The 13223-nt window shown below is 63.4% G+C and carries 12 protein-coding genes; 5 read left to right on the forward strand and 7 right to left on the reverse strand.

What is annotated here, in order from left to right; all coding sequences use genetic code 11:
• Nucleotides 1-27 precede the first annotated feature (27 nt).
• The 3 genes from mreD to P0D71_RS04510 all read right to left on the reverse strand — a co-directional run bounded on the left by mreD (nucleotide 28) and on the right by P0D71_RS04510 (nucleotide 2858).
• Nucleotides 28-540: a rod shape-determining protein MreD gene (gene mreD / locus P0D71_RS04500; RefSeq protein ID WP_091797269.1), complete on the reverse strand. Its 513-nt coding sequence runs from the start codon at nucleotides 538-540 to the stop codon at nucleotides 28-30.
• Nucleotides 537-1661, reverse strand: coding sequence for a rod shape-determining protein MreC (mreC, locus tag P0D71_RS04505; RefSeq protein ID WP_408479350.1), 1125 nt, complete (start codon nucleotides 1659-1661; stop codon nucleotides 537-539). The genes mreD and mreC overlap by 4 nt, the downstream gene beginning before the upstream one ends.
• Before the next feature lie 153 nt (nucleotides 1662-1814).
• The gene (locus P0D71_RS04510; RefSeq protein WP_004189550.1) at nucleotides 1815-2858 is read right to left on the reverse strand and encodes a rod shape-determining protein; all 1044 of its coding nucleotides are present in this window, start codon (nucleotides 2856-2858) and stop codon (nucleotides 1815-1817) included.
• Between the two features lie 381 nt (nucleotides 2859-3239).
• On the opposite strand from P0D71_RS04510, the gene gatC reads away from it, so the two are divergent.
• From gatC to P0D71_RS04535, 5 genes are all read left to right on the forward strand, one after another.
• The gene (gene gatC / locus P0D71_RS04515) at nucleotides 3240-3539 is read left to right on the forward strand and encodes an Asp-tRNA(Asn)/Glu-tRNA(Gln) amidotransferase subunit GatC (RefSeq protein WP_091797263.1); all 300 of its coding nucleotides are present in this window, start codon (nucleotides 3240-3242) and stop codon (nucleotides 3537-3539) included.
• A 193-nt stretch (nucleotides 3540-3732) separates the two neighbouring features.
• On the forward strand, nucleotides 3733-5220 hold the full coding sequence (gene gatA / locus P0D71_RS04520; RefSeq protein WP_408298380.1) for an Asp-tRNA(Asn)/Glu-tRNA(Gln) amidotransferase subunit GatA: 1488 nt from the start codon (nucleotides 3733-3735) through the stop codon (nucleotides 5218-5220).
• Between the two features lie 5 nt (nucleotides 5221-5225).
• Nucleotides 5226-6701 carry an Asp-tRNA(Asn)/Glu-tRNA(Gln) amidotransferase subunit GatB gene (gatB, locus tag P0D71_RS04525; protein ID WP_408479351.1) on the forward strand — a complete coding sequence of 492 codons (1476 nt, stop codon included), beginning with the start codon at nucleotides 5226-5228 and terminating at the stop codon, nucleotides 6699-6701.
• 134 nt (nucleotides 6702-6835) lie between these two features.
• Nucleotides 6836-7675 carry a PPK2 family polyphosphate kinase gene (locus P0D71_RS04530; protein WP_091797252.1) on the forward strand — a complete coding sequence of 280 codons (840 nt, stop codon included), beginning with the start codon at nucleotides 6836-6838 and terminating at the stop codon, nucleotides 7673-7675.
• A gap of 46 nt (nucleotides 7676-7721) precedes the next feature.
• Nucleotides 7722-8501: an exodeoxyribonuclease III gene (locus tag P0D71_RS04535; RefSeq protein WP_091797249.1), complete on the forward strand. Its 780-nt coding sequence runs from the start codon at nucleotides 7722-7724 to the stop codon at nucleotides 8499-8501.
• A gap of 98 nt (nucleotides 8502-8599) precedes the next feature.
• Here the strand turns inward: P0D71_RS04535 and P0D71_RS04540 are convergent, their stop codons facing one another.
• The 4 genes from P0D71_RS04540 to metX are packed head-to-tail and all read right to left on the reverse strand — an operon-like array spanning nucleotide 8600 to nucleotide 13033.
• On the reverse strand, nucleotides 8600-9877 hold the full coding sequence (locus tag P0D71_RS04540; protein WP_408479352.1) for a M48 family metallopeptidase: 1278 nt from the start codon (nucleotides 9875-9877) through the stop codon (nucleotides 8600-8602).
• Entirely contained in the window at nucleotides 9874-11268 is a 1395-nt protein-coding gene (locus P0D71_RS04545) for an AmpG family muropeptide MFS transporter (protein WP_408479353.1), read from the reverse strand. The genes P0D71_RS04540 and P0D71_RS04545 overlap by 4 nt, the downstream gene beginning before the upstream one ends.
• Before the next feature lie 14 nt (nucleotides 11269-11282).
• Entirely contained in the window at nucleotides 11283-11891 is a 609-nt protein-coding gene (gene metW, locus P0D71_RS04550; protein ID WP_007179691.1) for a methionine biosynthesis protein MetW, read from the reverse strand.
• A complete protein-coding gene (gene metX / locus P0D71_RS04555; protein WP_408479354.1) occupies nucleotides 11888-13033 on the reverse strand; it encodes a homoserine O-succinyltransferase MetX in 1146 nt (381 codons plus the stop codon). Before metX ends, metW begins: the two co-directional genes overlap by 4 nt.
• Nucleotides 13034-13223: the final 190 nt, after the last annotated feature.

The following is a 13223-nucleotide window of genomic DNA, read 5'->3' on the forward strand; positions in this document are numbered from 1 at the left end:
AGAACGGCCGGCGGGCCCGATGCGTGATCAAATTGGCCGGGTATCGTCCGGGTCGGCCGGGCGGCGCTGCGGCATCAGCAGCAGCACGCTGGTGACCGGCCACAGCGCGGCTTCGACGAAACCGTCGATCAGATAACCCCAACCCGGAAACGCCGCGCCCGTCAGCAGACGGATCACGAACGGCACCAGTTGCGCGACCACCAGCAGCGGCATGACCGCGAAGGTCTGCACGCCGAGCGACATCCACAGCACGCGGCGGTGGATGGTGATCGCGCCGTACGACAACAGCGTGTACGCCAGCGCGTGCTCGCCGAGCAGGCTGGCGTTGTGCACGTCCATCAGCAAACCGAGCGAAAACGCGATACCCATGCCGACTTTGCGCGGCTGGTGGACGTTCCAGAACAGCAGCACGAGCGCGACGAAGTCCGGCACGCCGATAAGGCGCCCCCACGGCATCAGATTCAGCAGGAACGCGGCAGCGAGACTGAACGAGATGAAGTACGGGTTGACCGGCTGCAGAATGTATTGCGGACGGTTCATGGCTGTGCCCCCGGCGTGGCTTGCGGCTTCGCGTTCTTCTCAGCGGCCGGTTTCTTTTCGGTGGCGGACTTCTTGTCCGCGGCTGCCGGTTTGGCGGGCGCCTTTTCGGCGGGCTTGGCCGCTGCGGGCTTCTCGGCCGCGGGTTTTTCACCCGCGGATTTTTCACCCACCTTTGCCGGCGATTTGTCCGTCGCCGCTTTACCGTCTGCCGGCTTGGCGCCCTTCTTCGCTTTCGCCTCCTTCGCGGCCGTGGCTGCGTCGGGTACTTCGGCGGGACGCGGCGGAACATTGTTCACGTAGTGCAGCACCAGCAACTGACGGGCGCCGCGCACCGGTGCGATCGGCAGGCAGATCACGCGCGCGAACGCCGTATCGGCCTGTTTGTCGACCCGCACCACCTTGGCGACCGGCAACCCCGGCGGATAGACGCCGTCGAGTCCGCTCGTGACGAGTTCGTCGCCGGACTGGATGTCGGCGCTGATCGGCACGAAGCGCAGATCGAGCGTGTCGCCCTTCGGCGTGCCGTAAATCACACTGCGCAAGCCGGTGCGCACGATCTGCACGGGCACCGCCTGGTCCTTGTCCGTGAGCAGGGTCACTTCCGCTTGCAGCGGGAAGACGCGCGTCACCTGACCGATCACGCCGTCTTCGTTGACGACCGGCGAACCATTCTGGATGCCTTGCTGCGCACCGCGGCCGATCACCACCTTCTGCGTGAAAGGATCGCGTGTGTCGTACTGGATCTCGGCGGGCAGAGATTCGGTGGTGGAGCGCTGCGACAGTTGCAGCAGCGCGCGCAAATGGGCGTTTTCGGCGGCCAGCCCGGCTGCCGTATTGGCTTGCTGCGAAAGCTGCAGGTCTTTGGTGCGCAGCTTGTCGTTTTCGCTGCGCAGCGTGGCGCTGGTCACGGCCAGGTCGGCGGCGCCCACGAACATATCGCGAGGCACGAGTGCCGCGCGTTGCAACGGATAAAGACCCGCGCCGAGCACGCCACGCACGATTTCGAGCGTTTTGAAGCGAGCGTCGGAGATCAGCAGGGCGAGCGCCAGCACGACGAAAAACACGAGTCGTGCGAGAGCGGACGGTCCTTGCTTGAACAGGGGCGGCGGACTGTATTCCATGGTCGGCGCCGGGGGCGTGAGCGGTTGGGTGAGACGGCGGCGCGCGAGGAACGCGCGTTCAGCGAGCGGAGGCTGGCAGGTCCAGCCAACGGCAAACCGGCCCGCAAGGGGCCGTTTGCCAGATCCGCGCTACTGACATGGAGACGGGCTCGCTTACTCGTACGAGAAGATGCTGCCCAGCTTGTCCATGCGTTCGAGCGCCATGCCCGAGCCGCGCACAACGCAGGTCAGCGGGTCTTCGGCGACGAGCACCGGCAGGCCGGTTTCTTCGGCGAGCAGGCGGTCCAGATCGCGCAGCAATGCGCCACCGCCCGTGAGCATCATGCCGCGCTCGGCGATGTCGGCGCCCAGTTCCGGCGGCGTTTGTTCGAGCGCGATCTTTACCGACGACACGATCTGGTTCAGCGGATCGGTGAGGGCTTCGAGAATTTCGTTGCTGGAGATCGTGAAGCTGCGCGGAATGCCTTCCGACAGATTACGGCCCTTCACTTCCATTTCCTTGACTTCGGAACCCGGGAAGGCGGAGCCGATTTCCTTCTTGATGGCTTCGGCGGTTTGCTCGCCGATCAGCATGCCGTAGTTGCGGCGGATGTAGTTGACGATGGCTTCGTCGAACTTGTCGCCGCCCACGCGCACCGAGCCTTTGTACACGATGCCGCCGAGCGAGATCACGCCGACTTCGGTCGTGCCGCCGCCGATGTCGACGACCATCGAACCGGTGGCTTCCGACACCGGCAGGCCGGCGCCGATCGCAGCAGCCATGGGTTCTTCAATGAGGTAGACCTGCGAAGCGCCCGCACCGTGCGCGGCTTCCTTGATCGCGCGGCGTTCGACCTGGGTCGAACCACAGGGCACGCAGATGATGATGCGCGGCGACGGCGAGAACATGCGCGATTCGTGAGCAGTTTTGATGAACTGCTTGATCATCTGCTCGGTGACGGTGAAGTCGGCGATCACGCCGTCTTTCATGGGGCGGATCGCCTCGATGTTGCCCGGCACCTTGCCGAGCATCTGCTTGGCTTCCTTGCCGACTGCCTGGATAGTTTTCTTGCCGTTGGGACCGCCTTCCTGGCGGATCGAGACCACCGACGGTTCATCAAGAACGATACCCTTGCCACGCATGTAGATGAGCGTGTTGGCCGTGCCGAGGTCAATGGCCAGATCGTTGGAGAAGTAGCTGCGCAAAAAACCGAACATTCAAAATCCTGTCTCGCTTGGGGCCGGGCCTCGCAACGTATGCGCAGGGCGGCAGCGGAAAAAATAACAGCTTCAACCGGGCGGAAGCGGCGCCACAGGAACTTGAAGCTGCGAGGGAGTCTACCGGAGGCCGGTGCAAAGCCAGGTCAGAAAAATCCGAACGATCTTGGGGAATAGTTCAGAAAGGCCTTGGTAAGTCGGTCCGGGTTTGGGTCGAACGCGTAATGATACCTTATAATTTTGGATGTTTTGAAGGAAACGGACGGCACTTTTTGCCGCCGCTGGCCCCTTTTTCGAGGGCTTCCTCCAGCGTCGTAACTCGCTGTCGCAGCGCTGTTTTTTGGCGTGCTGCGGCGGTCCACCACATTTTCCGGTGACTGCATGGCTCTGACCCTGACCGATGTAAAACGTATCGCGCATCTTGCGCGGCTCGAACTGGCCGACGCCGACGCTGAGCACACGCTCGTTCAGCTCAACGATTTTTTCGGCCTCGTCGAGCAGATGCAGGCGGTCGATACCACCGGCATCGCCCCGCTTGCCCACCCGATCGAGCAGATCGAAGACGTCGCGCTGCGTTTGCGCGACGACGCGGTGACCGAAACGGTCGACCGCGAAGCTTTCCAGCGCCCGGCGCCGGCCGTGCAGGAAGGCCTGTACCTCGTGCCCAAGGTGATCGAGTAACACCCGCTTTGCGAGCTTGGCGCGGCGTGCGCGCCAGGCGGCTGCCGATATGCCGGCTTGCGGCATATCGACTCGTGGCCCCGGTGCTCGCACGACCGTCGTCGCCGGCTTTCTCGGCTCGGCTTGCCGGCGGGCAGCCGAATGCCTCCACGGCAGCGTGACTGCGCTGCCGCGCTCTTCAGGATAAAACGCAATGCATGAAAAAAGTTTGACCGAACTGCGCGCCGCATTGACGGCCAAGGAATGCTCCGCAGTCGAACTGGCGCAGCTCTATCTGAAGCGGATCGACGCGGCCAACAGCCTGAACGCATTCATCCAGGTCGACCCCGATCTGACGCTCGCGCAGGCAAAAGCCGCGGACGCGCTGCTTCATACCGGCCACGCCGGTCCGCTGGTCGGCCTGCCGATCGCGCACAAGGACGTGTTCGTCACCAAGGGCTGGCGCTCCACGGCCGGCTCGAAAATGCTGTCGAACTACGAGAGCCCGTTCGACGCGACCGTGGTCGCGCGTCTGCAGAACGCCGGCATGGTGTGCGTGGGCAAGACCAATATGGACGAGTTCGCGATGGGCTCGTCCAACGAGAATTCGTACTTTGGTCCCGTGCAGAATCCTTGGGACGTCAAGGCTGTGCCGGGTGGTTCGTCGGGCGGCTCGGCCGCGGCCGTGGCTGCGCGCCTCGCGCCCGCCGCGACCGGCACGGACACCGGCGGCTCGATCCGTCAGCCGGCGTCGTTCTCCGGCATCACGGGCATCAAGCCGACGTATGGCCGCGTGTCGCGTTACGGCATGATCGCGTTCGCCTCGTCGCTGGATCAGGGCGGTCCGATGGCGCAAAGCGCCGCCGATTGCGCCACGCTGCTCAACGCCATGGCGGGTTTCGACGAGCGCGATTCGACCAGCCTCGTGCGTGACGACGAAGACTACACGCGCTACCTCGGCAAGCCGTGGAAAGAAGACGGTGCGGGCAAGCCGCTCGCCGGCCTGCGCATCGGCCTGCCGAAAGAGTATTTCGGCGCCGGTCTCGCCGACGACGTGCGCGCCTCGATCGACGCCGCGCTCAAGCAATACGAAGCGCTCGGCGCCACGCTGGTCGAGGTCTCGCTGCCGAAAACCGAGTTGTCGATCCCGGTGTACTACGTGATCGCGCCGGCGGAAGCTTCGTCGAACCTGTCGCGTTTCGACGGCGTGCGTTTCGGCCATCGCGCCGCGGAGTATCGCGATCTCCTCGACATGTACAAGAAGTCGCGCGCCGAAGGTTTCGGTCCGGAAGTGAAGCGCCGCATTCTGGTCGGCGCCTACGTGCTGTCGCATGGCTATTACGACGCGTACTACCTGCAAGCGCAGAAGATCCGCCGCATCATCGCGCAGGACTTCCAGGAAGCGTTCAAGCAGTGCGACGTGATCATGGGACCGGTCGCGCCTTCAGTGGCATGGGATCTGGGCGCGAAGGGCGACGATCCGGTGCAGATGTATCTGGCCGACATCTACACGCTGTCGGTGAGCCTCGCCGGTTTGCCGGGCATGAGCGTGCCGTGCGGCTTCGGCGCGGGCGCGAATGCGCAGCGTCCGGTTGGTTTGCAGATCATCGGCAACTATTTCAATGAAGCCCGGATGCTGCAGGTGGCCGACGCGTTCCAGCGCGCGACCGAGTGGCACCGTCAGGCACCGGCAGGAGTGTGAGCACCATGACCAAGCAATGGGAAGTCGTGATCGGTCTGGAGACCCACGCGCAACTGTCGACCCAGTCGAAGATTTTTTCTGGCGCCTCGACGCAATTCGGCGCTGCGCCGAACACGCAAGCGTGCCCCGTCGATCTGGCCTTGCCGGGCACGTTGCCGGTAATGAACCGCGGCGCTGTGGAGCGCGCTATCCAGTTCGGTCTCGCGATCGGCGCGACGGTGGCGCCGCGCAGCATCTTCGCGCGCAAGAATTATTTCTACCCCGATCTGCCGAAGGGCTATCAGATCAGCCAGTACGAAATCCCCGTCGTGCAAGGCGGCCAGGTGACGATTCAGGTGCCGGCCAATGAAAAGGCGGGTAAGGAAGCGTACGAGAAGGTCGTCAACCTCACGCGCGCCCACCTCGAAGAAGACGCGGGCAAGTCGCTGCACGAAGACTTCGCGGGCATGACCGGCATCGACCTGAATAGGGCCGGCACGCCGCTGCTCGAAATCGTCACCGAGCCGGAAATGCGCAGCGCGGCGGAAGCGGTCGCCTACGCCAAGACGCTGCATACGCTCGTCACGTGGCTCGGCATCTGCGACGGCAACATGCAGGAAGGCTCGTTCCGTTGCGACGCGAACGTGTCAGTGCGCCCGGTCGGTCAGGCCGAATTCGGCACGCGCGCCGAGATCAAGAACCTGAACTCGTTCCGCTTCCTAGAAGAAGCGATCCAGTACGAAGTGCGCCGTCAGATCGAACTGATCGAAGACGGCGGCACGGTGGTGCAGGAAACGCGTCTATACGATCCGGACAAGCGCGAAACGCGTTCCATGCGCAGTAAGGAAGACGCGCACGATTACCGCTATTTCCCCGATCCGGATCTGATGCCGCTCGTGATCGACGCGGCGTGGGTCGAGCGCGTAAAGAGCGAGATGCCGGAACTGCCGGTCGCGATTCAGCAACGCTTCGTCACGCAATACGGTTTGACGCCTTACGACGCCAACGTGCTGACCTCGAGCAAGGCGATGGCGGCGTACTACGAAGCGGTGGTGAGCAAAGTCGGCCCGTCCAATGCGAAGGCTGCGGCTAACTGGCTGATGGGTGAAGTGTCGTCGCAGTTGAATCGCGAAGGCCTCGACTTTGCAGCAAGCCCGGTGTCGTCAGCGCAACTCGCATTGCTGCTGCAACGTATCGCCGACGGCACGATCTCCAACAAGATCGCCAAGGAAATTTTCCTCGCGATCTGGGAAGAGAAAGCCACCGACGAAGCCGCTGCCGATCGCATCATCGAAGCGAAGGGCCTGAAGCAGATTTCGGATACCGGCGCGCTCGAAGCGATCATCGACGAAGTGCTCGCTGCGAATCAGAAGTCGGTCGAGGAATTCCGCGCCGGCAAGGAGAAGGCGTTCAACGCGCTGATCGGTCAGGCAATGAAAGCGACCAAGGGCAAGGCGAATCCGGCGCAGGTAAACGAACTGCTCAAGAAGAAGCTGTCCTGAGTTGAAGCTGAGTTAAAAAAGCACGGCCTAAGCGTTCGCGCTTTGGCCACCGCGGGCTGTTGCCGGAAACGAAAGTGGGGCAGCGGCCCGTTTCATTTGCGGGACCGTTTAAACGCAGATCACGGAGTGTGTGGATGGCCAGGCAACCTGAACTCGACGACTTCCGCGTGCCGTATTTCGACGACGGCAAGAAGAAAAACAAATTCTCGCTCGACGGTTTCGATCCGGCTGCAAAACCCTTTTCGGCCGGTTCGAAAGACGCCGACAAAGCCCGCCTCCTGGAGATCGGCGAGAAGCTCGACTCCCAGCAGGAGCGCCTGCATGCGCAGCAGACGCGCCGCGTCCTGCTGGTGCTGCAGGGCATGGACACGAGCGGCAAGGACGGCACGATCCGCGCGGTGTTTCACGACGTCGATCCGCTGGGTTTGCGCATCGTGCCGTTCAAGGCGCCGACGCCCGTCGAACTCGCGCACGACTTTCTCTGGCGCGTGCATGCGCAAGCGCCTGCGGCGGGCGAACTGACGATCTTCAACCGCAGTCATTACGAAGATCTGCTGGTGCCCACGGTGCTCGGCAACCTGGACGCGCCAGCCTTCGCGCAACGCTGCCGCCACATCCGCCAGTTCGAAGCATTGCTGGCAGATAGCGGCACGACCATCATCAAGTGCATGCTGCACATTTCGAAAGAAGAGCAGCGTGTGCGTTTGCAGGCGCGTATCGACGATTCGACCAAGCATTGGAAATTCGACGTCGCCGATCTCGAAGCGCGCAAGCAGTGGGACAAGTATCAGGTGGCCTATGGCGAGGCGCTCGCCGCGACATCGACCGAATACGCGCCGTGGTACGTGATTCCGGCGGACTCGAAGACGCATCGCAATGTGATGGTGGCTGAGTTGCTGTTGCGCGCATTCGAGACGCTGAAGCTCGAATTTCCGCCTGCCAAAGAATCGCTGAAGGGCATCAAGATCGCGTGAGCGTGCCCCTTTGCTTCAGAAACGAATCGACCATATAAGGAACGACATGTTGCGTGTGATTACCGCCAACCTGAACGGCATCCGTTCAGCGGCGAAGAAGGGCTTCTTCGACTGGTTCGGCGAACAGAAAGCCGACGTGCTGTGCGTGCAGGAAATCAAATGCTCGCAAGACGACATGACGCCGGAATTCATGGCGCCGCACAACTTCACCGGCTATTTCCAGCACGCCGTGAAGAAGGGGTATAGCGGCGCGGGCGTGTATACGCGTCACGAACCGGACGAAGTGGTAATCGGCTTCGGCAGCGAGGAGTTCGACCCGGAAGGGCGCTATGTCGAACTGCGTTTCGGCAAGCTGTCGGTGATTTCGGTGTACGTGCCGTCGGGCTCGAGCGGCGACGAACGCCAGCAGGCCAAATACCGTTTCATGGACGAGTTCATGCCGCATCTCGCGGAACTGGCTCAGGAGCGCGAAGTGATCGTGTGCGGCGACGTGAACATCGTCCACAAGGAAATCGACATCAAGAACTGGAAGAGCAATCAGAAGAACTCGGGTTGCCTGCCGGAAGAGCGCGCATGGCTCACCAAACTGTTCGACGAAGTGGGTTACGTCGACGTGTTCCGCACGCTCGACCAGCGGCCGGAGCAGTACACGTGGTGGAGCAATCGCGGTCAGGCGTATGCGAAGAACGTCGGGTGGCGGATCGATTATCAGATCGCGACGCAAGGTATCGCGAGCAAGGCGAAACGCACTGACGTGTTTCGCGATATCAAGTTCAGCGACCATGCGCCGTTGACGGTCGATTACGACCACAAGGTGAAGAAGTAAGCAGGGCCCGCGTTCTGGCAGAAGGCGAGGCCAAAGTAGCCTTCCTGCAGGGGCGCGCTTCGACGGACAAGAGCCGCGCCGCGCTCAGCCCACGCCGCTCAGTTGCGGGCCGGTGTGCGGCGCGGGCGGCCCATGCCGCCGTAGTCCGGCAGCGCATCCACCGTTTTGCCGATCGCTTTCGCGTAGAGCGGCAGCATGTCGGGCAGACGTTTGATGATGTCCTGGCGGCGCGCCGGCGTGTACGGATGCACGTAGATGAAGCCCTGATCGCGATTGCTGCGCGTGGCTTGCGCGAGCTTGTCCCAGAGCGTGACCGCCGCGCGCGGATCGAAGCCGGCGCGCGACGCGATATCACTGCCGATCACGTCGGCTTCGGTTTCATCGGTATTCTCGTATTTCATTTCCAGGAGGCGCGAGCCGATGCCGAGCGGCGCCGCACCGAGGTCGGCGAGTCCGAACAGTTGCGGGATCGTACCCGACGAGTCGAGCTGGCTCGCCTGCAGTTGGCCGAGCCGCTCGCGCGCATGTTCGCGCAGCGCGTGCGCGATCTCGTGGCCGATCAGCATGCCGAGTTCGTTGTCGTTCAAACGCGCGCGGTCGAGCAGCCCGCCATACACGACGATCTTGCCGCCCGGCAGACAGTACATGCGGATATCGGGCGAGCGCACCACCGCCACATCCCACTTCCAGTTCTTGGCCCGCTCGTTCCATTTCAGCGAGTACGGGATCAGCTTGTCGACGATCGAGCGCACGCGCGTGACGTGCGCGTCCGCGTCGCCATACAGCCGGTTCGCGTGCTCGGCGCCGTAGGCGATCTGGTTGAACTCTTCGGCGGCTTGCGCCTCGAGCATCGGCGAAGGAATCAGGTTGCGGAACACCAGATAGCCGCCGTAGCGCAGCTGCGTGTTCGTCGGACTGTACGGTGCGGACGCCGCGGCAGGCATTGATGTGCCGGCGGGCGCTTTGGCGGCTGCGGACGGCGCCGGCGTCCTCGCCGTGACCGGAGCCGGCGGCGATGGCGTCGACGGCGCCGCCGAGGGCGGTGTGGCAATGGCGGGCGCACTGCCGGCGCCCACGGCGCTGCCGGCGTTGGTCGTGCCTTGCACCGCCGATGTCGCGCTTTCCGTGCTCGCGGCGGCCGCTGCGGCCTTCGCTGTTGGCGCGGCCGACGTGGCGGGTGCGGGCGCCGCTGCGGGTGCGGCCGTGCTGGTAGCAGTGGCCGGCATGGCGGTCGCGTAGGCGCTCAAGGGCGCGGCCAACGTCAGGCTCACACAGCCGAGCGACCACACCGCGTGCAGAGCCGCGCGTCTCGCGTTGCGCGCAGGACGCCGGGATGTAATCGGGCGCAGTACGGCCTTCGGGAGAAGCGCCTTCACGACCGCGTCCTCCACGGCGCGATACGCAGCAGAAGCACCATGCCGGGCAACGCCAGCGCGGTGCAAACGATGAAGTAATCGAACCAGCCGATCTGCGCGACCACATAACCGCTTGCCGCTGAGGCCAGCGTGCGCGGCACGGAAGCGAGGCTCGTGAAGAGCGCGAACTGGGTGGCCGTGTAGCGGGGATCGGTGGTGCTGGCGATATAGGCGGTGAAAGCCGCCATCGTCAGGCCGGTGGCGAAGGTTTCGAAGCCGTAGACGAGCGCTAGCGCAACGGAGCGCGGTTCGAGCTGTACGGCCCAATCGATGCCCACCAGCGCAAGCAGCTTCGTCGTGCCCTGGCTCAGCCAGACGGCGATGTCGTAAATCGCCGCGAGACCGGGCGAAGCCGGCCCGAGATGCGCGAGCCACGCGAACCCGAGCGTGGACACCATCTGCAGGATGCCGAAGATCCACAAGCCCCGGCCTATGCCGATTTTCATCAGCCAGATTCCGCCGGCGATCCCGCCCGCCAGACTCGCGCCGAATGCGGTGGTCTTCGCGATCACGCCGATCTGCGTGCGCGAAAAACCGATGTCGAGAAAGAACGATGTGGACAGCGTGGTCGCCATCGTGTCGCCGAGCTTGTACAGAAAGATGAAGCCGAGCACGAACAGCGCGCCACGCCAGCCGTCGCGCTGAATGAATTCCTTGAACGGCTGCACGATCGCGTCGCGCAGGTTCTTGGGCGGCGTGCCGTGCACCTCGGGCTCGCGCACTACCAATGTCATCACCATGCCGGGCAGCATGAACGCGGCGGTGACGATAAAAACGGTGCTCCACGGCAAATGGTCGGACAGGATCAACGCGAGCGAACCGGGCACGAGCGCCGCGATCTTGTAGGCGTTCACATGCACCGCATTGCCGAGCCCCTGCTGCGTGTCGCTCAGCAACTCGCGCCGGTAGGCGTCGATCACGATGTCCTGACTCGCGCCGAAGAACGCGACCAGCGCCGTCAACGCCGCCACCGTCCAGATCGAGTCTTTCGGCGATACGAATCCCAACGTTCCGATCGCGCCGGCCACCAGAATCTGCGTGACCAGCATCCAGCCGCGCCGTCTGCCGGGACGCCAGCCCGGAAAACGCGGGACATAGCGGTCCATTAGCGGGGCCCAGATAAATTTCCAGGTGTACGGGAACTGGATCAGCGCAAAGAGGCCGATCTCTTTCAGATTGACGCCTTCTGAGCGTAACCACGCCTGCACCAGATAGACGAGCGTGAACAGCGGCAATCCCGACGTAAAGCCGAGAAAGACGCAGATCAGCATGCGCGTATTCAGGAACGCGCGCCAGCCGGGGTGTTCTTCGTGAGCGGTAAGTGCAGGCGCCTCGTGCGGCGGGTTCGACATGTGGATAACTTGCGTTAGCTTTTCTTGACGCGATAGACCGCAAGACTACCACGCCAGTTCACGCCCCAACGCACGACCTGGCCCTCGTGGAGCACGACCCGGTCGAGAATCTCGATGCCCACTTCCGGCGCGAGCGCCTCGAAATCCTTGATGGTCAGCACGCGCACGTTCGGCGTGTTGTGCCATTGATAAGGCAGCGACTTCGACACCGGCATGCGGCCCCGCAGCACCGAGAGCCGATGCGCCCAGTAGCCGAAGTTCGGGAACGACACGATGCATTCCTTGCCGACCCGCACGGTCTCGCGCAGGATCGCGGCCGTCTGGTGAATGGTTTGCAGCGTCTGCGACAGAATCGCGAAATCGAAACTGCCGTCTTCGAACAGGCGCAGGCCGTCTTCCAGATTCTGCTGGATCACGTTGACGCCGTTTTGCGTCGACGCCAGCACGCCCGCGTCGTTGATTTCGATGCCGTAGCCCAGCACGTCCAGTTCTTCGGTCAGGAGCGAGAGCAGCGAGCCGTCGCCGCAGCCCAGATCCAGCACTGTGGCGCGCGGTTCGACCCAGCGGGCGATCGCGCGGAAGTCCGGGCGCAGCGCCAGATAATCGAGAGCTCGCTGGTTCATGCGTTCACCTCGTTCGCAATACGTTCGTAGTAGGCACGCATCAGGTTGTGATAGCGCGCGTCGTCGAGCAGGAAGGCGTCGTGGCCGTGCGGCGCGTCGATTTCCGCGTAGGTGACCGTGCGCTTGTGATCGAGTAGCGCCTTCACCAGTTCGCGCGAGCGGGCCGGCGCGAACCGCCAGTCGGTCGTGAAGCTGGCGATCAGATATTTCGCCGTGGTGTGCGCGACCGCCTTCGTCAGATCACCGTCGAAGGCCTTGGCCGGATCGAAATAGTCGAGCGCGCGGGTGATCAGCAGGTACGTGTTCGCGTCGAAGTAGTCGGCGAACTTGTCGCCCTGATAACGCAGGTACGACTCCACCTCGAACTCCACGTCGAAGTTGAAGTTGTATGCATCCAGCGCGCCTTCCGCGCGACGCAGCGAGCGGCCGAATTTCTCGGCCATGTCGTCGTCCGACAGATAAGTGATGTGGCCGATCATGCGCGCGACGCGCAAGCCGCGCTTGGGCTTCACGTTGTGCGCGTAGTAGTTGCCGCCGTGGAAGTCCGGGTCCGACAGGATCGCCGAGCGCGCGACCTCGTTGAAGGCGATGTTCTGCGCCGACAGCTTCGGCGTGGACGCCACCACGATGCAATGCGCGACGCGCTCCGGATACATCATGCTCCACGCGAGCGCCTGCATGCCGCCGAGGCTGCCGCCCATCACCGCCGCGAAGCGCGTAATTCCAAATTGATCCGCGACGCGCGCCTGGGCGTTGACCCAGTCTTCCACCGTCACGACGGGAAACGTCGCGCCGTACGGATTGCCGGTGGCCGGATCGATACTCATCGGCCCGGTCGAGCCAAAGCACGATCCCAGGTTGTTCACGCCGATCACGAAAAACTTGTCGGTGTCGAGCGGCTTGCCCGGGCCGACCATGTTGTCCCACCAGCCGATGTCCTTGGGATTGTCGGCGTACACGCCCGCCACGTGGTGCGAGGCGTTGAGCGCGTGGCACACCAGCACCGCATTGCTACGCGCGGCGTTGAGCGTGCCGTAGGTCTCGACCATCAGGTCGTAACCGGCCAGCGAGCTGCCGTTCTGCAACTGCAGCGGCTCGGTGAAATGCATTTTTTGGGGAGCGACGATACCGATCGATTCCATTCATTCCGCCATTTAACAAAACAGGGCGGCTAGATGGCGTCGGCGAAGCACGGGGACTATGACTGTGTGCGCGGCTGACGACCTCTTTAGCCGCATTTATAGTGAACCGCGGGAGTCATTCCCGGCAGTTCGCGCGCCCGCAATCGAGTCAGCAAATCGGCGCGTAACAGGTTGTCAAAGCAGGTGTTCG

Source organism: Paraburkholderia sp. RL17-383-BIF-A, assembly GCF_046028015.1.
GTDB lineage: Bacteria > Pseudomonadota > Gammaproteobacteria > Burkholderiales > Burkholderiaceae > Paraburkholderia.